The organism is Paracoccus sp. PARArs4, assembly GCF_947311865.1.
GTDB lineage: Bacteria > Pseudomonadota > Alphaproteobacteria > Rhodobacterales > Rhodobacteraceae > Paracoccus > Paracoccus zeaxanthinifaciens.
In genome coordinates this window covers 93,959-116,369 of the sequence record NZ_CAMZMW010000007.1, presented here as the reverse complement: position 1 = coordinate 116,369, position 22,411 = coordinate 93,959, and the positions used below count along the sequence as shown (strand labels likewise).

General features: G+C 67.5%; 24 protein-coding genes and 1 tRNA gene. 13 read left to right on the top strand and 12 right to left on the bottom strand.

All coding sequences use genetic code 11. From position 1 onward, the window contains the following. The first annotated feature begins 29 nt into the window (after positions 1 to 29). The 3 genes from QMZ16_RS07795 (at position 30) to QMZ16_RS07785 (ending at position 3,016) form a co-directional block, all read left to right on the top strand. Positions 30 to 776 (top strand): SDR family NAD(P)-dependent oxidoreductase, encoded by a 747-nt coding sequence (locus tag QMZ16_RS07795; RefSeq protein ID WP_282602808.1) that lies wholly within the window; start codon positions 30 to 32, stop codon positions 774 to 776. An 11-nt stretch (positions 777 to 787) separates the two neighbouring features. Continuing rightward, positions 788 to 1,963, top strand: a complete 1,176-nt coding sequence (locus QMZ16_RS07790) for an acetyl-CoA C-acyltransferase (protein ID WP_282602807.1) — start codon at positions 788 to 790, stop codon at positions 1,961 to 1,963. 165 nt (positions 1,964 to 2,128) lie between these two features. Further along, complete coding sequence (locus QMZ16_RS07785) at positions 2,129 to 3,016, top strand: polyprenyl synthetase family protein (protein ID WP_282602806.1); 888 nt, start codon at positions 2,129 to 2,131, stop codon at positions 3,014 to 3,016. Here QMZ16_RS07785 and QMZ16_RS07780 read toward each other — a convergent pair. The 8 genes from QMZ16_RS07780 to pdxH form a co-directional block, all read right to left on the bottom strand. Continuing rightward, a complete protein-coding gene (locus QMZ16_RS07780; RefSeq protein WP_282602805.1) occupies positions 3,013 to 3,924 on the bottom strand; it encodes a phytoene/squalene synthase family protein in 912 nt (303 codons plus the stop codon). The genes QMZ16_RS07785 and QMZ16_RS07780 overlap by 4 nt on opposite strands. After that, positions 3,921 to 5,405: a phytoene desaturase gene (locus QMZ16_RS07775; protein WP_282602804.1), complete on the bottom strand. Its 1,485-nt coding sequence runs from the start codon at positions 5,403 to 5,405 to the stop codon at positions 3,921 to 3,923. The genes QMZ16_RS07780 and QMZ16_RS07775 overlap by 4 nt, the downstream gene beginning before the upstream one ends. Further along, on the bottom strand, positions 5,402 to 6,550 hold the full coding sequence (gene crtY, locus QMZ16_RS07770) for a lycopene beta-cyclase CrtY (protein ID WP_282602803.1): 1,149 nt from the start codon (positions 6,548 to 6,550) through the stop codon (positions 5,402 to 5,404). Before crtY ends, QMZ16_RS07775 begins: the two co-directional genes overlap by 4 nt. Then, positions 6,547 to 7,056, bottom strand: coding sequence for a sterol desaturase family protein (locus QMZ16_RS07765; RefSeq protein ID WP_282602802.1), 510 nt, complete (start codon positions 7,054 to 7,056; stop codon positions 6,547 to 6,549). Before QMZ16_RS07765 ends, crtY begins: the two co-directional genes overlap by 4 nt. A gap of 199 nt (positions 7,057 to 7,255) precedes the next feature. Beyond that, positions 7,256 to 7,332: transfer RNA gene (locus QMZ16_RS07760), tRNA-Pro, on the bottom strand. Between the two features lie 42 nt (positions 7,333 to 7,374). Further along, on the bottom strand, positions 7,375 to 7,821 hold the full coding sequence (locus QMZ16_RS07755) for a DUF192 domain-containing protein (protein ID WP_282602801.1): 447 nt from the start codon (positions 7,819 to 7,821) through the stop codon (positions 7,375 to 7,377). A 25-nt stretch (positions 7,822 to 7,846) separates the two neighbouring features. Then, positions 7,847 to 8,422 carry a cold shock domain-containing protein gene (locus QMZ16_RS07750; protein WP_282602800.1) on the bottom strand — a complete coding sequence of 192 codons (576 nt, stop codon included), beginning with the start codon at positions 8,420 to 8,422 and terminating at the stop codon, positions 7,847 to 7,849. Positions 8,423 to 8,576: 154 nt separating this feature from the next. Beyond that, positions 8,577 to 9,191: a pyridoxamine 5'-phosphate oxidase gene (gene pdxH / locus QMZ16_RS07745; protein ID WP_282602799.1), complete on the bottom strand. Its 615-nt coding sequence runs from the start codon at positions 9,189 to 9,191 to the stop codon at positions 8,577 to 8,579. An 82-nt stretch (positions 9,192 to 9,273) separates the two neighbouring features. On the opposite strand from pdxH, the gene fabI reads away from it, so the two are divergent. The 4 genes from fabI to QMZ16_RS07725 all read left to right on the top strand — a co-directional run bounded on the left by fabI (position 9,274) and on the right by QMZ16_RS07725 (position 12,157). Next, positions 9,274 to 10,101 carry an enoyl-ACP reductase FabI gene (gene fabI / locus QMZ16_RS07740; protein ID WP_282602798.1) on the top strand — a complete coding sequence of 276 codons (828 nt, stop codon included), beginning with the start codon at positions 9,274 to 9,276 and terminating at the stop codon, positions 10,099 to 10,101. 13 nt (positions 10,102 to 10,114) lie between these two features. Beyond that, positions 10,115 to 10,723, top strand: a complete 609-nt coding sequence (locus QMZ16_RS07735) for a LysE family translocator (protein WP_282602797.1) — start codon at positions 10,115 to 10,117, stop codon at positions 10,721 to 10,723. 36 nt (positions 10,724 to 10,759) lie between these two features. Next, on the top strand, positions 10,760 to 11,248 hold the full coding sequence (gene gpt, locus QMZ16_RS07730; protein ID WP_022708009.1) for a xanthine phosphoribosyltransferase: 489 nt from the start codon (positions 10,760 to 10,762) through the stop codon (positions 11,246 to 11,248). Positions 11,249 to 11,389: 141 nt separating this feature from the next. Beyond that, on the top strand, positions 11,390 to 12,157 hold the full coding sequence (locus tag QMZ16_RS07725; RefSeq protein WP_282602796.1) for a PRC-barrel domain-containing protein: 768 nt from the start codon (positions 11,390 to 11,392) through the stop codon (positions 12,155 to 12,157). Between the two features lie 54 nt (positions 12,158 to 12,211). Here the strand turns inward: QMZ16_RS07725 and trpE are convergent, their stop codons facing one another. From trpE to QMZ16_RS07705, 4 genes are read right to left on the bottom strand one after another with little or no spacing between them, the layout of a single operon-like run. After that, entirely contained in the window at positions 12,212 to 13,717 is a 1,506-nt protein-coding gene (gene trpE / locus QMZ16_RS07720) for an anthranilate synthase component I (protein WP_282602795.1), read from the bottom strand. Continuing rightward, positions 13,717 to 15,612 carry a SurA N-terminal domain-containing protein gene (locus QMZ16_RS07715; RefSeq protein ID WP_282602794.1) on the bottom strand — a complete coding sequence of 632 codons (1,896 nt, stop codon included), beginning with the start codon at positions 15,610 to 15,612 and terminating at the stop codon, positions 13,717 to 13,719. Before QMZ16_RS07715 ends, trpE begins: the two co-directional genes overlap by 1 nt. A 35-nt stretch (positions 15,613 to 15,647) precedes the next feature. Next, entirely contained in the window at positions 15,648 to 16,832 is a 1,185-nt protein-coding gene (locus QMZ16_RS07710) for an aminotransferase (RefSeq protein ID WP_282602853.1), read from the bottom strand. Next, positions 16,829 to 17,428 carry a hypothetical protein gene (locus tag QMZ16_RS07705; protein ID WP_282602793.1) on the bottom strand — a complete coding sequence of 200 codons (600 nt, stop codon included), beginning with the start codon at positions 17,426 to 17,428 and terminating at the stop codon, positions 16,829 to 16,831. The genes QMZ16_RS07710 and QMZ16_RS07705 overlap by 4 nt, the downstream gene beginning before the upstream one ends. Before the next feature lie 185 nt (positions 17,429 to 17,613). Between QMZ16_RS07705 and QMZ16_RS07700 the strand changes: the two genes are divergently transcribed. From QMZ16_RS07700 to glp, 6 genes are read left to right on the top strand one after another with little or no spacing between them, the layout of a single operon-like run. Continuing rightward, entirely contained in the window at positions 17,614 to 18,204 is a 591-nt protein-coding gene (locus QMZ16_RS07700) for an aminodeoxychorismate/anthranilate synthase component II (RefSeq protein ID WP_282602792.1), read from the top strand. Continuing rightward, complete coding sequence (gene trpD / locus QMZ16_RS07695; protein WP_282602791.1) at positions 18,201 to 19,220, top strand: anthranilate phosphoribosyltransferase; 1,020 nt, start codon at positions 18,201 to 18,203, stop codon at positions 19,218 to 19,220. The genes QMZ16_RS07700 and trpD overlap by 4 nt, the downstream gene beginning before the upstream one ends. Next, entirely contained in the window at positions 19,217 to 19,882 is a 666-nt protein-coding gene (locus tag QMZ16_RS07690; protein WP_282602790.1) for a uracil-DNA glycosylase, read from the top strand. The genes trpD and QMZ16_RS07690 overlap by 4 nt, the downstream gene beginning before the upstream one ends. Positions 19,883 to 19,891: 9 nt before the next feature. Beyond that, complete coding sequence (gene trpC, locus QMZ16_RS07685; RefSeq protein ID WP_282602789.1) at positions 19,892 to 20,683, top strand: indole-3-glycerol phosphate synthase TrpC; 792 nt, start codon at positions 19,892 to 19,894, stop codon at positions 20,681 to 20,683. Next, positions 20,680 to 21,153 carry a cyclic pyranopterin monophosphate synthase MoaC gene (moaC, locus tag QMZ16_RS07680; protein ID WP_282602788.1) on the top strand — a complete coding sequence of 158 codons (474 nt, stop codon included), beginning with the start codon at positions 20,680 to 20,682 and terminating at the stop codon, positions 21,151 to 21,153. The genes trpC and moaC overlap by 4 nt, the downstream gene beginning before the upstream one ends. Further along, positions 21,150 to 22,328, top strand: coding sequence for a gephyrin-like molybdotransferase Glp (gene glp, locus QMZ16_RS07675; protein ID WP_282602787.1), 1,179 nt, complete (start codon positions 21,150 to 21,152; stop codon positions 22,326 to 22,328). Before moaC ends, glp begins: the two co-directional genes overlap by 4 nt. The last annotated feature ends 83 nt before the right edge of the window (positions 22,329 to 22,411 follow it).

Sequence of the window (22,411 nt, the reverse complement as noted above, 5' to 3'; positions counted from 1 at the left end):
TGGCGCGAAGGATCTAAGGGGGGAGAGACATGCAAATCGAGGGACGGGTCTTTGTCGTCACGGGCGCCGCATCGGGTCTGGGGGCGGCCTCGGCGCGGATGCTGGCCGAGGGCGGCGCGCAGGTCGTGCTGGCCGATCTGGCGGAGCCGAAGGACGCGCCTGAAGGCGCGGTCCATGCGGCCTGCGATGTGACCGACGCGACCGCTGCGCAGGCGGCCATCGCCCTGGCGACCGACCGCTTCGGCAGGCTGGACGGTCTTGTCAACTGCGCGGGCATCGCGCCGGGCGAACGGATGCTGGGCCGCGACGGGCCGCATGGCCTGGACAGCTTTGCCCGTGCGGTCACGATCAACCTGATCGGCAGCTTCAACATGGCCCGCCTTGCAGCCGAGGCGATGGCCCGGAACGAGCCCGTCCAGGGCGAGCGGGGCGTGATCGTCAACACGGCCTCGATCGCGGCGCAGGACGGACAGATCGGACAGGTCGCCTATGCGGCCAGCAAGGCGGGCGTGGCGGGCATGACGCTGCCGATGGCCCGCGACCTTGCGCGCCACGGCATCCGCGTCATGACCATCGCGCCCGGCATCTTCCGCACACCGATGCTGGAGGGCTTGCCGCAGGACGTGCAGGACAGCCTGGGCGCGGCCGTGCCCTTCCCCTCGCGGCTGGGCGAGCCGTCGGAATACGCGGCACTGTTGCACCACATCATCGCGAACCCCATGCTGAACGGAGAGGTCATCCGCCTCGACGGCGCATTGCGCATGGCCCCCAAGTGAAGGAGCGTTTCATGGACCCCATCGTCATCACCGGCGCGATGCGCACCCCGATGGGGGCATTCCAGGGCGATCTTGCCGCTATGGATGCCCCGACCCTTGGCGCGGCTGCGATCCGCGCCGCGCTGAACGGCCTGTCGCCCGACATGGTGGACGAGGTGCTGATGGGCTGCGTCCTGCCTGCGGGCCAGGGCCAGGCACCCGCACGTCAGGCGGCGCTTGGCGCCGGACTGCCGCTGTCGGCGGGCGCGACCACCATCAACAAGATGTGCGGATCGGGCATGAAGGCCGCGATGCTGGGCCATGACCTGATCGCCGCGGGATCGGCGGGCATCGTCGTCGCCGGCGGGATGGAGAGCATGTCGAACGCCCCCTATCTGCTGCCCAAGGCGCGGTCGGGAATGCGGATGGGCCATGACCGTGTGCTGGACCACATGTTCCTCGACGGCTTGGAGGACGCCTATGACAAGGGCCGCCTGATGGGCACCTTCGCCGAGGATTGCGCCGGCGATCACGGTTTCACCCGTGAGGCGCAGGACGACTATGCGTTGACCAGCCTGGCCCGCGCGCAGGATGCCATCGCCAGCGGTGCCTTCGCCGCCGAAATCGCGCCCGTGACCGTCACGGCACGCAAGGTGCAGACCACCGTCGATACCGACGAGATGCCCGGCAAGGCCCGCCCCGAGAAGATCCCGCATCTGAAGCCCGCTTTCCGTGACGGTGGCACGGTCACGGCGGCGAACAGCTCGTCGATCTCGGACGGGGCGGCGGCGCTGGTGATGATGCGCCAGTCGCAGGCCGAGAAGCTGGGCCTGACGCCCATCGCGCGGATCATCGGCCACGCGACCCATGCCGACCGTCCCGGCCTGTTCCCGACGGCCCCCATCGGCGCGATGCGCAAGCTGCTGAACCGAACGGACACCCGCCTTGGCGATTACGACCTGTTCGAGGTGAACGAGGCCTTTGCCGTCGTCGCCATGATCGCGATGAAGGAACTTGGCCTGCCCCACGATGCCACGAACATCAACGGCGGGGCCTGCGCGCTTGGGCATCCCATCGGCGCGTCCGGGGCGCGGATCATGGTCACGCTGCTGAACGCGATGGCCGCACGGGGCGCGACGCGCGGGGCCGCATCCGTCTGCATCGGCGGGGGCGAGGCGACGGCCATCGCGCTGGAACGGCTGAGCTAATTCATTTGCGCGAATCCGCGTTTTTCGTGCACCATGGGGGAACCGGAAACGGCCACGCCTGTTGTGGTTGCGTCGACCTGTCTTCGGGCCATGCCCGTGACGCGATGTGGCAGGCGCATGGGGCGTTGCCGATCCGGTCGCATGACTGACGCAACGAAGGCACCGATGACGCCCACGCAGCAATTCCCCCTACGCGATCTGGTCGAGATCAGGCTGGCGCAGATCTCGGGCCAGTTCGGTGCGATCTCGACCCCGCTTGGCGCGGCCATGAGCGATGCCGCCCTGTCCCCCGGCAAACGCTTTCGCGCCGTGCTGATGCTGATGGTCGCCGAAAGCTCGGGCGGGGTCTGCGATGCGATGGTCGATGCCGCATGCGCGGTCGAGATGGTCCATGCCGCATCCCTGATCTTCGACGACATGCCCTGCATGGACGATGCCAGGACCCGTCGCGGTCAGCCCGCCACCCATGTCGCCCATGGCGAGGGGCGCGCGGTGCTTGCGGGCATCGCCCTGATCACCGAGGCGATGCGCATCCTGGGCGAGGCCCGCGGCGCGACGCCGGATCAGCGCGCGAGGCTGGTCGCATCCATGTCGCGCGCGATGGGACCGGTGGGGCTGTGCGCGGGGCAGGATCTGGACCTGCACGCCCCCAAGGACGCCGCCGGAATCGAACGTGAACAGGACCTCAAGACCGGCGTGCTGTTCGTCGCGGGCCTCGAGATGCTGTCGATCATCAAGGGCTTGGACAAGGCCGAGACCGAGCAGCTCATGGCCTTCGGGCGTCAGCTTGGGCGGGTCTTCCAGTCCTATGACGACCTGCTGGACGTGATCGGCGACAAGGCCAGCACCGGCAAGGATACGGGGCGCGACACTGCCGCCCCCGGCCCCAAGCGCGGCCTGATGGCGGTCGGACAGATGGGCGACGTGGCGCAGCATTACCGCGCCAGCCGTGCGCAACTGGACGAACTGATGCGCACCCGGCTGTTCCGCGGCGGGCAGATCGCGGACCTGCTGGCCCGCGTCCTGCCGCATGACATCCGCCGCAGCGCCTAGGCGCGCGGTCGGGTCCACAGGCTGTCGCGGCTGATTTCACCGCCGCGCAGGCGCGATGCGGCCGCGTCCACGCCTCCGCGCGCCAGAAGCCCGATCTTGGCAGCCTTCGACGTGCTGATCCGCTGGCGATAGGCCTCGGGGCCGCCCTGCCGGATGCGCGTCCCGATCGCGCGATAGATGCGCAGCGCGGCGGCGATCGACCATGCGCAGCGCGGCGGCAGATGCGGAAGCCCCTGCCGCGCCGAGGCATAGTAAGGCTCGGCGGCGTCAAGCAGGCGGATGATGACGGAATAGAGCGCATCCGAAGGCACCGGACCCTGAATCGTCGCCCCCGCCTCGGCCAGCCAGTCGGCGGGCAGATAACAGCGCCCGATGGCAGCATCGTCGATCACGTCGCGGGCGATGTTCGTCAGCTGGAACGCAAGGCCCAGATCGCAGGCGCGATCCAGCACCGCATCGTCCTGCACGCCCATCACGCGCGCCATCATCACGCCCACGACCCCCGCGACGTGATAGGAATATTCCAGCACGTCATCCAGGCTGCGGTATTCGCGATCCGCGACATCCATCGCGAAGCCCTCGATCAGGTCCATCGGCCAAAGGTCCGGGAAATCGTGCCGCCGGGCGACCTGGCGCAGCGCCGCGAAGGGCGGCGACATCGGGCCGTCCTCGTGCAGCGCGGCCAGCGTGCCGGCGCGCAGCGCGTCCAGCCGCGCCTGCGGATCGCCGCCCGCCTCGGGGGCCGATCCCATCACCTGCCCGTCGATCACGTCATCCGCATGCCTGCACCAGGCATAGAGCATGACCGTATCCTCGCGGATGCCGGGCGGCATCAGCTTCGCCGCCTGCGCGAAGCTTTGCGAACCCTGCGCGATGGCCGCTTCGGAAGTCGCCGTCAGATCGGTCATGCGACGGCCAGGTCCGACAGCATCACCTGCGCGGTGGCCTTGGCGCTGCCCACGACGCCCGGAATGCCCGCACCCGGATGCGTGCCCGCCCCCACGATATAGAAGTTCGGGATCGCGCGGTCGCGGTTATGCGGGCGGAACCAGGCGGATTGCGTCAGGATCGGCTCGACCGAGAAGGCACTGCCGTGATGGGCCGACAGTTCCGTGCGGAAATCGGCGGGGCTGAAGATGCGGCTGACCGTCAGGTTCTTGCGCAGGTCGGGGATGGCGCGGCGCTCCAGTTCGTCGAAGATACGCTCGGCATAGGCCGGGGCCTCGGTTTCCCAATCGACATCGGCGCGGCCCAGATGCGGAACGGGCGCAAGGACGTAATGCGTGGACATCCCCTCGGGGGCCAGGCTGGGATCGGTGACGCAGGGCGAATGCAGATACATCGAGAAATCGTCCGGCAGGCGCGGCCCGTTAAAGATCTCGTTCACCAGCCCCTTGTAGCGCGGACCGAAGATGACGCTGTGATGGGCCAGGTTTTCGGGGCGCTTCGACAGGCCGAAATGCAGCACGAACAGCGACATCGACCAGCGCTGCCGGTTCAGGATCGCGGCCTTGGTACGCCCGCGGCGGGTATGGCCCAGCAGGTCGCGATAGCTGTGCATCACGTCGCCGTTGCTGGCGACCGTATCCGCGCGCAACTGCCGCCCGTCCAGCAGCGTGACGCCCTTGGCGCGGTCGCCCTCGGTGTCGATCCGCGTCACGCGAGCGTTCAGCAGCAGCGTGCCGCCGAGACGCTCGAACAGGGCGACCATGCCCGCGACCAGCTGATTGGTGCCGCCCTTGGCGAACCACACGCCGCCGCGCCGTTCCAGCGCGTGGATCAGCGCATAGATCGAACTGGTCGAGAACGGGTTCCCGCCGACCAGCAGCGTGTGGAACGAGAAGGCCTGCCGCAGATGCGGGTCCTGGATGAAGCGCGCCACCATGCTGTGGACCGAGCGGTATGCCTGCAGGCGCATCAGCGCGGGCGCCGCGTTCAGCATCTGGCCAAGCTTCAGGAAGGGCGTGGTGCCCAGCTTCAGATATCCCTCGCGATAGACCTCCTCGGCGTAGTCGTGAAAGCGGCGATAGCCATCGACATCGGCGGGATTGAAGGAGGCGATCTGGCGGATCAGCTCGTCGTCGTCGTTCACGTATTCGAAGCTGCGACCGTCCGCCCATGTCAGCCGGTAGAAGGGCGAAACCGGCAGCAGCGTCACGTCCCGCTCCATCGGTTGGCCGCTGAGGGCCCACAGCTCGCGCAGGCTGTCGGGGTCGGTGACGACCGTCGGGCCTGCATCGAAGACGTGGCCCTGATCGTTCCAGACATAGGCGCGGCCGCCGGGCTTGTCGCGGGCCTCGACGATGGTGGTCGCAATTCCGGCCGATTGCAGGCGGATGGCAAGCGCGAGCCCGCCGAAACCTGCGCCGATGACGATGGCGGAACTCATGCTCTCTCCTGCAGCAGGGGTCGTTCGGGCAGGCAGCGGACGGCCTGCGACAGCGGAATGGGCGGGCGTCCGGTGACGATGCGCAGCCGGTCGGCCCATGTCAGGCGCCCGGCATAGAAGCGTTCGATCAGCGGTTGTGGCAGGCGGTAGAACCGCTGCAGCAGTCGATAGCGACGGTCGGGCGGGCAGCCGCGGAACAGCATCCGGTTCAGCAGCCGCAGAAAGCGGTCGCGATCTGCGCGATCGATCGCCCAGCCGCGCACCGCGCGACGGGCGGATGCGGTCGTCAGGTCGCGCGCCGCGATGGCATCCGCAACCTGCGCCGCATAGGGCAGCGAATATCCGGTGACGGGGTGGAACAGCCCTGCCCCCAGCCCGACCGGCACCGCCCCCTGCGCGTGATCGCGCCAGAAGCCTATGGCATCATGGGCCAGCGCGATGGGCAGGATGCCCCTTTCGCGCCGCATCTCCTGCCCGGTCCAGCCCCGCTTGGCGGCATAGTCCAGCGACGCCTGCGCCAGCGCGCCATCGTCCAGATCGCCGCCGTCGCTGTAGCGCGTATCCTCGATCAGGATGCGGGTGGGACTGAAGGGCAGCAGATAGATGAAGCGGTACCCGTCCATCTGCGGGACGGTCGCGTCCATGATCATCGGGCGCTCGACGCCATGGGGGGCGTCGGTCTCGATCTCGACGCCCACGAATTTCTGGAAACCCACGGTCAGGTGCGGGGTCTCGACGGCACCGCGGGCGTCGATCACGCAGGCGGCCTCGATCCGCGAGCCGTCGGCCAGCGTCGCGCCGGTATCGTCCAGCGTCGCGACATGCGTATTCCACCGCAGATCGACACCTTGCAGCAGCCCGACCAGCGCGCCGGCCTCGATCGAGCCGTAGCCCGTCGTCAGGCGGCGCGAATGGTCGGGAAACGCGACCTCCTGATCTGCCCATTCGCCGCGACGAATGGGCGACAGGCGCGCCAGCCATTCGGGCGACAGATCCGTCTCGTGGCAGGACCAGGTGTGCTGATCCGAGGGGCCGTGCCGCGCGTCCAGCATCACGATGCGCGCATCCGGTCTGCGGTCGCGGACGGCAAGCGCGATCAGCGCACCGGACAGCCCCGCGCCCGCGATCAGCAGATCATGGCTCATGCGTTGCGATCCGCCCCTTCGCGGTCCTTCAGCAGCGCGCCCGAGCGTTTCAGCTCAGCCTTGAGGCTGTCGACCGAGGGCGCCCAGATGAAGCCGAAGCTGACGCAGTTCTCACGGCCATGGACCGCGTGATGCATCCGGTGCGCCTGGTAGACGCGGCGAAGATAGCCGCGCTTGGGGACATAGCGGAACGGCCAGCGCCCATGCACCAGGCCGTCATGCAAGAAATAGTAGATCAGCCCATAGCAGGTGACCCCCACCGCCAGCCACCAGGCCAGGTCCGACCCCATCGCACCGATCGCGAACAGCACGATCGAGATTACCGCGAAGACGACGCCATAGAGGTCGTTCTTTTCCAGCGCGTGGTCGTGATCCTCGTCGTGGTGCGATTTGTGCCAGCCCCAGCCCAGGGGGCCATGCATGATCCAGCGATGGACGGAGTATGCCGTCAGCTCCATCGCGGCGACGGTCAGGATGACGGTCAGGATTGCGGCCCAAGTGCTCATGCCGGCCCCTTGCTTGATATGACAGGGGACAGGCTACGCTGCCGCGCGGTGCATGACCAGCCCATCGGGGTGCGACCAAAGGGCATCGCGTGACATCTGCGTTCAGGGCTCATGGGCGGATCATCCGTGACATTCGCCGCCGAACGCAACAGGCACGCCCTGCGTTCCGTCGAAAGAAATATTAATGTTTTCCGGAAGATGGTCGGGGCGAGAGGATTCGAACCTCCGACCTACGGTACCCAAAACCGTCGCGCTACCAGGCTGCGCTACGCCCCGACTGCGGAAGGCTTTAGCCGATTGTTCCGGCAAGGGAAAGACCTAGTCGCAGGCCAGGACCGCATTGTCGCCCATGCCCGGATGCGCCATCGGCTGACCGGGCTTGAGGCCAAGGCGATCCGCTTCTCCGCCCGCGATCTCGAGGACGAACAGCCGGTCGGGGTCCGGATCGCCGACCGGCGCGCCCGGAATGGGCGTCTCGTCCAGCGGGCGCGCATTGCGGTGGATGTGGCGGATAACGCCGGTTTCGTCCGCGAAGACCATGTCCAGCGGGATCAGCGTATTGCGCATCCAGAAGGACACCGGCTGGGGCGATTCGTAAATGAACAACATTCCGGTGCCTGCAGGCAGCTCCTTGCGGAACATCAGGCCCTTCGCGCGTTCCTCGGGGCTGTCCGCGACCTCGACCCGAAACCCGAGTGTTTCCGCACCGGTATCGACAACAAGACTGCCGGGGGCGCATTCCACCGCCGCCGCGGCGGCGGGCATCAGGACCGCAAGAAGCGCTGCGGCCTTACTCGGCCACATGGGCAAGATAGGATTGATCGGCGCCGAGATCCTGCTGACCCTGCGCATCCTCGTTCCGGTCATGCAGTGCCAGGTCCCATGCCGCGATCTGCGCGGCCATCAGCCCGCGCGGACCCTCGACGACACGGAGGCAGATCGCCTCGCCGATCACGAGGTCCGAGAAACCGGAGTGACGCAGCACCTCGATATGGATGAACACGTCCTCGGGGTGGCCGAAGATGTTGGCGAAGCCGAAGCCCTTGGCCTTGTCGAACCACTTGACGCGGGCCGGACGCAGCGGCAGCGCGTCCAGATGCTCGATCACCTCGGCATCCAGATCGGCGATGGGGGGCTGGCCGTCGCTCTCGGGCGGTTCGATCGACAGAACCTCGGCGGCCTGGACGCCGCGCTGCGTGTCCTGGACCTTGACGGTCACGCGGGACTGGTCCGCGACCGAGCTGCGGCCGAAGTTGCGCAGGACATTCGCATGCAGCAAAATGTCCGCCCCACCTTCGCTGTTGAGGATGAAACCGTAACCTTTGGCGGGGTCGAACCACTTCACCAAACCAGTCACCAGCTTCATGCCGCTGTCTTCTGTCATCGCTTTCCCACAGTCACTATTGAACCAATCAAGATACAGAGAATATTCGCAGTATTAACTCTCCACAACAACATACCCGCCGGAGATAGCGCTTGTCCTCCTATATTTAACGATAGTGGCGTGATGTCGCCGATCGTCACGGACACAATCGATTGATTTCCCACTCGGATTGCCCGTTTCTTGTCCACACAAATCGGTCATGAAGCCGGAACGCGCCATCCGCCCAGAACTCGATCTGGGTCGGGCGAATCCTGAAACCTCCCCAGAAGGGCGGCCGCTCGGGCTGCGTTCCGTGGCGCAGACCGGCCTTGGCGACATCGGCCATCAGGCTGGTGCGGCTGTCCAGCGGGCGCGACTGCCGCGAGGCCCAGGCACCCAGCCTGCTCTGCAGGGCGCGGCTGCCATAGTATTCGTCGGCCTGCGGACCCTCTTCGCGTTCGACATGGCCGCGCACGCGGATCTGGCGGCGCAGCGACTTCCAGTGCATCACGAAGGCCGCCTGCGCATTCTCGGCCAGTTGCAGGCCCTTCGCGCTTTCGTAGTTGGTGTAGAAGACGAAGCTGCCATCCGCCCCCTGCCCGTCCACGTCCTTCAGCAGGACCATCCGCACATCGGGCATTCCCGTGGCGTCAGAGGTCGCAAGGGCGATGGCGTTGGGGTCGTTCGGCTCGGACTGCTCGGCCTCGTGCAGCCAGGAACGGACGATCTCGAAGGGGTCGTCGCCCGCGAATATTCCGCCTCGGTCGGTCATGGCGCTGGTCCTTGTGCTTGATGCGGCAGGGCAGTTGGCCTAATCACCGCTGATACTGGGTTGAAAGCGCGGGGGACATTACATGTCAAGCGATCACAAGGGCGGCCTGATGGCCGGCAAGCGCGGCCTCATCATGGGGCTTGCCAACGACAAGTCGATTGCCTGGGGCATCGCCAGGGCGCTTGCATCCGAGGGGGCCGAGCTTGCCTTCAGCTATCAGGGTGAATCGCTCAAGAAGCGCGTCGACCCGCTGGCAGCCCAGCTGGGCTCGGATACCGTGCTGCCCTGCGACGTGTCGGACGGCGAGTCGATCGACCAGCTGTTCGCGGCCCTGTCCGAGAAATGGGGCAAGATCGACTTCCTCGTCCACGCCATCGGCTTCTCGGACAAGGAACAGCTGCGCGGCCGCTATGCCGAGACCACGCGCGAGAACTTCCTGATGACGATGGATATTTCCGTCTACAGCTTCACCGCCGTCGCACGTCGCGCCGCCGCGATGATGACGGATGGCGGCTCGATGCTGACGCTGACCTATTACGGTGCCGAACGCGTGATGCCGCATTACAACGTCATGGGCGTCGCCAAGGCCGCGCTCGAGGCGTCCGTCCGCTACCTGGCCGAGGATTTCGGCAAGGACGACATCCGCGTGAACGCGATCAGCGCAGGCCCGATCAAGACGCTGGCGGCATCGGGCATCGGCGATTTCCGCTACATCATGAAGTGGAACGAGCTGAACTCTCCGCTGCGTCGCAATGTCACGCAGGAAGACGTCGGGAACTCCGCGCTGTACCTGCTGTCGCGCCTGGGTTCGGGTGTCACCGGCGAGACGCATCACGTCGATGCGGGCTATCACGTGGTGGGGATGAAGGCCGTGGACGCGCCCGACATCGCCACGACCAAGAAGGACTGAGGACGGCGGGGCCATGCTGAATATCACGCTTGATCAGCTGGCCCTGTTCGTGGCCACCCTGACGGCCGCGATCCTGTCGCCGGGTCCCGGCGTGATCGCGGTCAGCCAGGGGGCATTCTCGCTTGGGCGCAGGTCGGCGCTGGCCTATGGCTGGGGGCTGGCGCTCGGGGCGTCGTTCTGGTGCCTCTTTGCGCTGCTGGGCCTGACGGCGCTGTTCCGCATCGCCCCCTGGACGCTGATCGCCATGAAGGTGGCGGGCGGTACCTACCTGATCCATATCGGGCTGAAGATGTGGCGCCATGCCGCCGATCCCCTGCCCGAGGGCGGAAATCCCGGCATGGGCTTTGCGGGCGGCATCGCGCTGAACATGTCGAACCCCAAGCCCGCGCTCTTCTACTCGGCCGTGCTGCTGTCGATCTTTCCCGCCCTCCTTGCCCCGATGGACAAGGGCGCGATCTACCTGACAGCCTTGTCGGTCGAGCTTTTCTTCTATACCGCGCTTGCATTGCTCATGGCGCTGCCGGTTCTCCGGAAACGCTATCACGCAGCCAAGTTCTGGATCGACCGCGGCGCGGGGCTGGCCATCGCCGCCCTCGGCGCCTCGCTGATCCTGCGTCACTGAGAAGGCCCCGCCGGCCAGAATTGAAGGAAGGGAACGATGAACGATCGCCTGCCCCACGAAAAAGGTTTTCACGTCAGCTGGGACCAGCTGCACCGCGACGCGCGCGCCCTGGCGTGGCGCCTTGACGGCAAGGACTGGCGCGCCGTCGTCGCGATCACCCGCGGCGGCCTTGTGCCCGCGATGATCGTCGCGCGCGAACTGGACATCCGCACGATCGACACGATCAGCGTGAAATCCTATCACAAGCAGGAACAGGGCGGTCTGAAGGTCCTGAAATCGCCCGATCCCGAACTGATGGGCGACGGCGAAGGCATCCTCGTCATCGACGACCTGGTCGATTCCGGGCGCACGCTGGAACTGGTCCGCCAGATGTATCCCAAGGCGCATCTTGGCACCGTCTATGCGAAGCCGAAGGGAAAACCGCAGGTTCACACTTATGTGACCGAGGTCAGCCAGGACACCTGGATCTTCTTCCCCTGGGACATGGCGCTGCAGTATGTGCAGCCTTTCCGGGGCGAAGACTGAGAATCACGGACCTTTCGACAAGGTTTCAGGGCACCGGCGGCTTTCCACCGGTGCCCTTTGTCATGGGAACCGTGCTTTCAGATTGTGCATTGTCCATTCATCCAACGTGGCAGCGTGCCACGCAGTCAAAAGGAGATTGACATGCGCAACATTCTGATGACGACCGCCCTGGTCCTGCCGATCGGCTTCGGTGCCGCATACGCTCAGGATAGCATGGCAACCGAACCCGCCGCAGAAGACACGATGACCCAGACCGAGCCGATGGCCACCGACCCGGCGAACGACCCGGCTGGCGAAGACGCGATGGCTGCGGACGCCGAGGCCGATGCCGCCGCAGCCGAGCAGGAAGCAGCCGCAGCCGAGGCCGCCGAGATGGTCGAGGTCGAGCAGGCCCAGAACGAGCTGCGCCTCGACTGGATCACCGGCACGAACGTCACCTCGCCCGAAGGCGACGATATCGGCGCGATCAACGACCTGATCATCGACGGCGACACCGGCGAGATGAAGGCCGCGATCATCGGTGTCGGCGGCTTCCTCGGCATCGGCGAGAAGCAGATCGCCCTGCCCTGGACCGACCTGACGGTCAACTCGGACGCGCAGGAGATCACCGCGACGCTGACGCAGGAACAGGCCGACGCCGCGCCGGAATACGTCTTCCGCGATCAGGCCGCAGCCGAGGCCGAAACCACCGACGCCATGAGCGGCGACGAGGCTGCCGACCCGATGGCCGCTGATCCGATGGCCGCCGAGGGCGAGGATCCGATGGCCGAGCCGACCGCCCCGATGGACGGCGAGAACATGGAGCCTGGCGACATGGAGGCCGGTGACACCGAGGCCAACATGGAAGAAGCCGAGAGCGACATGACGGGCAACGATCCGAACGCGCCCGAGACCACTCCGGCGAACTGATCTGCCTTGGACCGATCCAAGACAAGGCGGCCCCATCGGGCCGCCTTTTTCATGTCAGCCGTTGCCGCGCACGAAGCGGGCCGCACCTTCGGCGGCGCGTTGCAGCGCGCGGCTCTTGTTCACCGTCTCCTGGAACTCGGCCTCGGGGTCGCTGTCATAGACGACGCCGCCGCCCGCCTGGATATACAGGCTGTCATCCTTGATGACGCCGGTGCGCAGGGCGATGCACATGTCCATCTCGCCATTGGCGGCGAAATAGCCGACCGCGCCGCCATAGACGCCGCGCTTCTCGGGCTCCAGCTCGTCGATGATCTCCATCGCGCGGACCTTCGGGGCGCCCGAGACCGTGCCCGCAGGCAGGCCGGCCAGCAGCGCCGACAGCGCATCCTCGCCCTCGCGCAGCTCACCCACCACGTTCGAGACGATATGCATGACGTGGCTGTAACGCTCGATCACGAATTTCTCGGTCGGGCGGACGGTGCCCGGGCGGGCGACGCGCCCCACGTCGTTGCGACCCAGGTCCAGCAGCATCAGATGTTCGGCCAGTTCCTTCTGGTCCGACAGCAGATCCTCTTCCAGCGCCCGATCCTCGGCCTCGTCGGCACCGCGCGGACGCGTGCCCGCGATGGGACGGATCGTCACCTCTCCCTCTCGCAGGCGCACGAGGATCTCGGGGCTGGCACCGACGATGTGGAAGCCGTCCATGTTCAGGTAGAACATGAAGGGCGACGGGTTCGTCCGGCGCAGGCTGCGATAGAGCGCGAAGGGCGGCAGCGGAAAGTCCATCTTCCAGCGCTGCGACGGGACGACCTGGAAGATGTCCCCCGCTCGGATGTATTCCTTGGCCTTCTCGACCGCGCCCAGGTAATCGGCCTTCGCGAAGTTCGACACGGGCTCGCCGATCTGGCGGTCCTCGCCCAAGGCGCGCGGTTCCGAGGGCTGACGGTCTAGCGACCGCAGCGCCTCCATCACGCGCTCGGCGGCGCGGGCATAGGCGGCGCGGGCATTGTCATCGCCGTCATGCCACGCGGGTGCGCAGAGCGTCACCTCGCCCTTGACCCCGTCCAGCACCGCCACCACGGACGGGCGCATCAGGATCGCGTCGGGCAGATCCAGCGGATCGGGGTTCACGTCGGGCAGGTTCTCGACCAGCCGGATCATGTCGTAACCCAGGTACCCGAACAGCCCCGCCGCGACCGGGGGCACGCCGTCCGGCATGTTCTCGATCCGGCTTTCGGCGATCAGCGCGCGTAGGCTGCCCAGAGCGTGGCGCGGATCGTCCTCGAACTGGTCCGAGAAGCGGGCCTGCCGATTGATGCGCGCCTTGCCGTCGCGGCACTGCCACACCAGGTCGGGCTTCATCCCCACGATCGAGTACCTGCCACGAACCTCGCCGCCGGTCACGGATTCCAGCATGAAGCTCTGGGGTCCGGCCTCGGCCAGTTTCAGCATCAGGCTGACGGGCGTGTCCAGGTCGGCCGCAAGGCTGATCGTGACAAGCTGGTTGCGGCCGGCATTCCACTCGGCCTCGAAGGCCGAAAACTCGGGATGGATCTGCATCACTGCACCTGGGAATTGACGGATTCGACGGCCTGCTGGTTGACCGTCACATCCAGGTTGCGCTGCACGTGGCGCGCATAGAAGTCGAAGATATCGCCCTGCAGCGACTGGTTCAGTCGCGCACTCAGCGCGTCGCGGATGCCTGCGGCGTTGTCGTCGGAGAGGTCGGCCTCGGTCACCTGGTCCAGCCGCACGAGGAAGACGCGATCGCCCGCATCGACGACCTCGGTCTCTCCGGTCTCGTCCAGATCGAATGCCTGCGTCAGGATCTGCTGCGGCAGATCGCCAAGATAGGCGTCGCGCGACAGGTCGGTCTCGGCGGTCCAGTCCAGCGCGGCGTCCTGAAGGGCCGGCTGGGCGGGTTCGGCATCGACCGATGCGGGCGCGTCATCCGACATTTCCTGAAGGCGCAGGTCCGATGCCCGCGCCAGCAGCTGGCGGTGCATCTCGGACTGGCGCCAGTCGGCCTCGACCTCGTCGCGGACCTCCTCGAAGGGGATCAGCGAGGGCGGGACGATCTCGTCAAGGCGGGCCGCGAAGACGCCGCCATCGGCCAGCTCGTGCAGTTCGGGGAAATCGCTTGCGGTGATCTGTGCGGCAACCTCGCGGAAGCCGTCATAGCCTGCGATGCTGCCGCCCTCGGGCTGCAGCTCGGCGGTCCAGTCGATCTGGCCCAGCTCCATCTCGGTATCCTCGGCGATCTCCTCCAGCGGGACGCCGCCGGCCAGAAGATCCTCGTAATCCGGGCTGCGGGTCGCGATCTGGCGCGCGGCGCGGTCGATGGCGGCCTCGGTGCGCAGATCCTCCTGCGCCTGCTCGAACGGGATGTCGATCGGGTCGAGGATCGCGTTCACCTGGAACAGCGCCGGGCCAAGATCGGTCTGCAGCGGGCCTGCGACGCCCGTGTCCTGCAGCGCGAAGACCTCGGGGCCGTTCGCGCCAAGCTGGGCCTCGGTCACCTCGCCCATATCTGCATCCTCGGCGGTCAGGCCGCGTGCCACCACGAAGCTGTCGAAATCGGCCTCTCCTGCCTCGATCTGCGCAAGCGCGGCATCCGCCTCGTCTTGCGAGGGGAAGACGAGGCGGCTGACGATGCGACGCTCGGGCTGCTGGTATTCGTCGATATGCTGTTCATAGGTCGCGCGCAGGGCGTCCTCGTCCAGTTCGACCTCGGGGGCCAGCCGGTCGGGCGTGACCCAGGCATAGGTCAGCTTGCGCGTCTCGGGGGCGGTGAAGCGGTCGGCATTGGCCTGGTGCCAGGCGCGCAGCGTCTCGTCGTCGGGGGTCGCCAGGCCTTCGGTCAGATCGGCCTCGGTCAGTTCGACCCAGGACAGGTCGCGGGTCTGCAGGATCCAGCGCGCGGTCTGATCGACCATCGCATCGGGTGCCGCGACGCCGCCCACGACGGCACGCTGCAGGATCAGGCGGGCCTCGTCCTCGCGGATCTGTTCCTCGAAGCTGCTCTCGGTATAGCCCTCGCGCTGGAGGACCTGGCCATAGGCGGTGCGGTCGAAATCGCCGTTCGGCCCCTGGAAGGCGCCCAGCCCGCGGATCGCCTGCGCGACCTGGCTGTCGCCGACCGACACGCCGATGCGGCCCGCCTCTTCGGCCAGGGCCGCGGCCGAGACCAGCTGCTGGACGACCGATTGCGGCACGCCCATCTCGCGGGCCTGCGCCATGGTGATGCGCTGGCCGCTTTGCTGGGAAATCGCGTTGATCTGCGCCTGAAGGGCACGACCGTAATCCTGGGCGGTGATGTCGGTATCGCCGACCTTGCCCAGGCGGGTGGACCCGCCCGAGAAGCTGGTGACGCCGAAGCCGCCCAGCCCCATCACCATCAGACCCATCAGGATCCAGACGATGGACGATTTCCCCTTGGTGCGCAGATTGGGCATGGTCGGCATTCCTCGTGGTCTTGTCGCTGCTGTCTTTAGGACGCGGGCACGTCAGCCACAAGTGCGGCCAGCCGGTCGGCCAGGATCCCGATCCCGTCCACGTCGACATTGGCGAAGGCGATGCGCAGATGGCGCGGGCCCTGCGGGTCGTCATCCGGGGCGAACATGGTGCCCGGCAGCGCAAGGACACCGGCCTCGGCGACCATGCGGCGGGCCAGCTCGTTCGAGGGCTCGTCGAAGGGATGTTCCAGCCACGCGAAATAGGCGCCCGCGCTTTTCAGCGTCCAGCCGGGGATCGCGCCCAGCATGTCGATCGTGGCGGCACGGCGCGCAAGGATCTCGGCCCGTTCGCCCTGCACCCAGTCGCCAAGGTTTCGCATCCCCCACAGTGCCGCGATCTGGCCCAGCTGATTGGGGCAGATCGCGACGGTGTCGAGAAACTTCTCGACCTCGACCATGAAGTCGGCATCCGCGATCAGTGCGCCGACCCGGTGGCCCGTCAGGCGGTAGGTCTTCGAGAAACTGTAGAGCTGCACGACACGGCCGCCATCGCGGGCGCGAAGGTCGTGGACCGGACCGGGACGCGAATCGAAATCGCGATAGGTCTCGTCCACGATCAGCGTCAGGCCCGCGCGACTGGCCACGTCATGGAAAGCCGCGACCAGCCCCTGCGGATATTCCGCGCCGGTGGGGTTGTTGGGCGTGACCAGCACGATGGCGCGCGTGCGCTCGGTGATCAGGCGCGTGGCCTCGTCGGGGTCGGGCAGCATCCCTTCGCGGCAGGGCAAGGGGACGGCGCGGACGCCTGCCATGTCCAGCCACATCTTGTGGTTGAAATACCACGGCGTCGGCAGGATCACCTCGTCCCCCGGACCGGCAAGGGCCGCGATCGCGGCGCAGAACGCCTGGTTGCAGCCCTGCGTGATCGCGACCTGCGATGCGTCCAGCGCGACCCCGGGCAGCGAGAACGCATCCGCGACCGCCTGCCGCAATTCCGGATCGCCCATCACCGGACCGTAAAGATGCGCCTCGGGCATGTTCAGCGCGGCATCCGCGATGACGCGGCGCAGCGCCTCGGGCGGGGGCGCGACGGGGGCGGCCTGGCTGACATTGATCAGCGGGCGTTCGGGGGTGAAGCTGACGCCGTCCAGCCAGCGGCGGGCCTCCATCACGGGCGGCACAAAGGTCTGGGTCAGGGCGGGATTGAGGGGGCGCATCAGCGTTGTTCCATTCCGGGCAGGTCAGAGAGATCGGGAAGCGACAGGTCCAGCGCGGGCGACGGCAGCGCGGGCGGCTGGGCGGTGTCGCCCGTTGCAGGGCGTTCGGGCAGACTGTCGGGCGCGGCGCCCTGCTGGGGGCGCGGGGCCGCGGCGTCGGTGCGCGTGGCCTGCGGCGCTGCGGGCAGGTCCAGCTGCGGGGCGATCTCGGCGCTGTCGGGGCGGGACTGGACCGGCCCGTCGGGCTGCCCCTGGGTCTGCGGGCGGGCGTTGTCGACGGGTGCGCGGACGGGCGCGGGCTCGGCCACGGGCGCGCGCACCGCCATCGGCTCGGACTGACGGGATGTCTCGGCGACGGGCGCCGGAAGACGCGGCGCGACATCGCCGCCGCGTCCGAACTCGGACCCGACCGGCAGGCCGACCTCGTCGGCGACGGGGGCGTCGGGATCGCGGGGCGCAGGCTCGGGCGTGGCGGCCGGTGCAGGGTCGGGCTGTTCAGGGGCCGGTCGGTCCAGCGGCGCTGCCAGCGACAGCGCGACCAGCCCCGCCACGCCGATCAGCGCACCGTGAAACGCCCCTTTTCCGAAACCCGTCGCCATTCCGCCCTGCCTTCGCTTCGGTCCGAACCCCCGATGGGGCCGTCCCTGCCTGTCATCACGCACGTTTTCCGGGCCGTCGGTCTTGACCCCCGGTCGCGCTTTGCCACATCTATAGCCGACGCCGAAGCAGGGGGAAACCGCCCCTGCGACCCACTGCACGACCCAAAGCCCACAGGTGGCCCGACATGATCCTTCTGATCGACAATTACGACAGCTTCACCTGGAACCTGGTCCATTACATGGGCGAGGCCGGGGCCGAGGTCGTCGTGCGCCGCAACGACCAGATCACCGTCGAGGAGGCGCTGGCCATGAACGCGGACGGGATCGTCATCTCGCCCGGGCCCTGCGATCCGGCGCAGGCGGGCATCTGCATCGACCTGATCCGCGCCGCGGCCGAACGCGAGATCCCGCTGTTCGGCGTCTGCCTGGGCCACCAGGCCATCGGCGAGGCCTTTGGCGGCAAGGTCGTCCGCGCCAACCGCATTCTGCATGGCAAGGTCGATGCGATCAGCCATGACGGCACCGGCGTCTTCGCGGGCCTGCCCTCGCCCATGAACGCGACGCGCTATCACTCGCTGACGGTCGAACCCGAAAGCCTGCCGAACAGCTTGCGCGTCACCGCGACCTCGGATGACGGGACGATCATGGGGCTGATCCACGAGGCGCTGCCCATCGAGGGCGTGCAGTTCCACCCCGAATCGATCGCATCCGAAAACGGGCACGAGATGATCCGCAACTTCCTGCGCCGCTGCGAAGCCGCGAAGGAAGCGGCATGACCGATATCCGGCCGCTGATCGGCATCGCCGCGACCCGCCCCCTGACCGGCCCCGAGGCCGAGCAGGCATTCTCGATCCTGTTCGACGGCGCGGCCACCCCCGCCCAGATCGGCGGGCTGCTGATGGCTCTGCGCGTCCGAGGCGAAACCGTGGACGAGATCGCCGCCGCCGCGCGCGCCATGCGCGCCCGCATGAACCGCATCACGACGCCCGCAGGCGCGATGGACATCGTCGGCACCGGGGGCGACGGCAAGGGCACGCTGAACATCTCGACCGCGACCGCCTTCGTCGTGGCGGGCGCGGGCGTTCCCGTCGCCAAGCACGGCAACCGGAACCTGTCGTCGAAATCGGGCGCGGCGGATGCGCTGACCCAGATGGGCATCAACGTCATGGGCGGCCCAACGGTCGCGCAGGACGCGCTGAACCGCGCGGGCATCTGCTTCATGATGGCGCCCATGCACCACCCCGCCATGCGCCATGTCGGCCCGCCCCGGACCGAGCTTGGGACCCGGACCGTCTTCAACCTGCTGGGACCGTTGACCAATCCAGGATCGGTGCGGCGGCAGCTGACCGGTGCCTTCAGCGCCGACTGGATCCGCCCCATGGCCGAGGTGCTGCGCGATCTGGGCAGCGACGCGGCCTGGCTGGTCCATGGCGGCGACGGCACGGACGAGCTGTCGATCGCGGAACCCAGCAAGGTCTGCGAGCTGAAGGACGGCCGCATCGCCGAATTCACGATCACCCCCGAGGATGCCGGCCTGCCCCGTCACCCCTTCGAAGCCATCGTCGGAGGAGAGCCTGCCTATAACGCCGCCGCTTTCCGCAGGCTGTTGGACGGCGAGACCGGCGCCTATCGCGACGCGGTGCTGCTGAACGCGGCTGCCGCGCTGCTCGTGGCAGGCAAGGTGGAGGATCTGCGCGCGGGTGCCGCGATGGCCGCGACCGCCATCGACAGCGGCGCCGCCAAGGCGCGGCTTGCGGCCCTGTCCGACGTGACGGGCGCACCGGAAACGTGAGACCGCCCGCGCCTTGGGCCGACCTGCCCTTCTTCGACGACCCGTGGCCCGCGATCCGCGATCGCCTCCCGGACGATTTCCTGCCGGGACCCGATCGCGTCTTTGCCGCGCTCGAGGGACTGCCGCCGCAGGATGTCCGCGTCGTGATCCTGGGCCAGGACCCTTATCCCACGCCGGGCCATGCGAACGGGCTTGCCTTCTCGGTCACGCCGGAAACGGCGCTGCCGCGATCGCTGGCCAATATCTATCGCGAGATGGCCGATGACCTTGGCGACCGCCCGCATGACGGCGACCTGTCGCACTGGGCGGCCCAGGGCGTGCTGCTGCTGAACACCTCGCTCAGCGTGCTGCCCGGGCAGGCGGGCGTCCATGCGAAATGGGGCTGGGACGGCCTTGCGCGGCAGGCCGTGGCCTTGGCGCAGTCGCATCGCCCCGTGGCGTTCATCCTTTGGGGGGCGCATGCGCAGAAGGCGCTGAAGGGTATGCCCCGCGACGTCGATCTGCTGATCGAGACCGCGCACCCCTCGCCCCTGTCGGCACGACGGGGATTTTTCGGCAGCCGCCCCTTCAGCCGAGTCAACGACTGGCTGACCGCGCGGGACGAACCTGCCATAGACTGGATCGGAACCGGGGGACTTTTCGCACCCTCGCAGGAAGGATAGAAGACGGCCATGGATATTCTGGACAAGATCAAGGCCTACAAGCTGCAAGAGATCGCCGCCGCCAAGGCCGCCCGCCCGCTGGCCGAGGTAGAGGCCGCCGCACGTGCCGCCTCGCCTGTGCGCGGTTTCGCGGATGCGCTGACGGAAAAGGCGAAGACCGGCCCTGCGCTGATCGCCGAGATCAAGAAGGCCAGCCCGTCCAAGGGCCTGATCCGGCCCGATTTCGATCCCCCCGCGCTGGCCCGCGCCTATCAGGCCGGTGGTGCCGCCTGCCTGTCGGTGCTGACCGACGGTCCCAGCTTCCAGGGCGCGCCCGAGTTCCTGACCGCCGCGCGCGACGCCTGCGACCTGCCCGCGCTGCGCAAGGATTTCCTTTATGACACCTACCAGGTGGCCGAGGCCCGCGCCTGGGGTGCCGATTGCATCCTGATCATCATGGCATCCGTCGACGACGCCCTGGCCGCCGAGCTGGAGGATGCCGCGATCCATTGGGGCATGGACGCCCTGATCGAGGTGCACAATGCCGAAGAACTGGATCGCGCGCTGCGCCTGAAGTCACCCATGATCGGGATAAACAACCGCAATCTCAAGACCTTCGACGTGACACTTGATGTGACGCGCGAACTGGCGCCGCGCATACCCGCGGATCGCGACGTGGTCTGCGAGAGCGGGCTGTTCACGCCCGCCGACCTTGGCGCGATGATGGAGGTGGGCGCTCGCCGCTTCCTCATCGGCGAAAGCATGATGCGGCAGGACGATGTCGCCGCCGCGACCCGCGCCATCCTGGACGTACCGGCATGAGCCTGACGCATTTCGACGCGCAGGGTCAGGCCCACATGGTCGATGTGTCCGACAAGGACGAGACTCGGCGCGAGGCTGTCGCCACCGGCCATGTCGTCATGTCCGCCGAAACGCTGGCGCTTGCCAAGGGTGGCGCGGCCAAGGGCGACGTGATGGGCGTGGCACGGCTGGCCGGTATCATGGGGGCCAAGCGCACCTCGGACCTGATCCCGCTGTGCCATCCGCTGCCGATCTCGAAGGTGACGCTGGACCTTGTGCCCGACGACGCGCTGCCCGGCATCCGCGTCACCGCGACCGTCCGGACCACCGGGCGCACCGGCGTCGAGATGGAGGCCCTGACCGCCGTCAGCACCGCCTGCCTGACCGTCTATGACATGCTGAAGGCCGCCGAGAAGTCGATGCGGATCGAGGGCATCCGCCTGCTGCAGAAATCCGGCGGCAAGTCGGGCGATTACGAGGCCGCGCCGTGATCTCGGTCGACGAGGCGCTGGTCAAGGTCCTTGCGCTGGCGACCGCGCCTCGGCCCGAAACGGTGACGCTTGCGCAGGCGCGCGGGCGGGTCCTGCTGGAACCCGCAGTCGCGAGACTGACGCAGCCGCCCTTCGACGCCTCCGCGATGGACGGCTATGCGATGCGCGCCGAAGACATTGCCCTGCCGTTGCGGGTCGTCGGGACCAGCGCTGCGGGCCATCCGTGGCAGGGCGAGGCCGCTCATGGGACCGCCATCCGCATCTTTACCGGCGCGCCCGTCCCGCAAGGCTTCGATCATGTCGAGCTGCAGGAGAACGTCTTGCGCGAGGGCGACACGATCCGTGTCGAGACCCGGTCCCGCGGCAGCAACATCCGCGCCCGCGGCAACGACTTTTCCAAGGGCGACGCGATTGCCCCCGGCAGGGTTCTGAACGCTGCCGATATCGGCCTGCTTGCAGCGATGAACATCCCCGAAGTGACGGTCGCCGCACGCCCCCGCGTCGCCATCCTTGCAGGCGGCGACGAGCTGGTCCGACCCGGAGAGGATGTCGGCACGGGTCAGATCGTCAGCTCGAACGATCTTGCCATCGCGGCCCTTGTCGAGGAGGCAGGCGGAACGCCCCAGATCCTGCCCATCGCGCGCGACACCGAGGAAAGCCTGCACGCAGCCTTTCGCGCGGCCGAGGGTGCCGACCTTCTGGTAACAATTGGCGGGGCCTCGGTCGGCGATCACGATTTGATCGGCAAGGTCGCAGCCGAAGCGGGAATGACACGCGCCTTCTACAAGATCGCCATGCGGCCGGGCAAACCCCTGATGGCAGGCAGCATGGGGCAATTGGCGATGTTGGGCCTGCCAGGAAACCCTGTTTCTGCAATGGTTTGTGGGATGATATTCGTGCAACCTCTGATCAGGAAGATGCAGGGATCTGCCGATGTCGCGCGTACGGAAACGGCCCGGCTGGGTGTGGATCTGGGCCCCGAGGGCCCGCGCCAGCACTACCTCCGGGCGCGGCTTGCGACCGTGGACGGCGCGCTGACGGTGACCCCCTTTGCCGATCAGGACTCGGCACGCCTTTCGATCATGGCCGAGGCGGACGCTCTGCTGCTGCGCCCCGCGCATGATCCGGAAAGGGCGCAGGGAAGCCAGGTCCAAGTCGTCAGGATCAACCGTTAACTCTTTGTTCACCCTGCGATGTTGTTCTGATTGACGCGATTCGCGGGCTGAGCTAGAACAATAACGGAACATAGATGACGAGG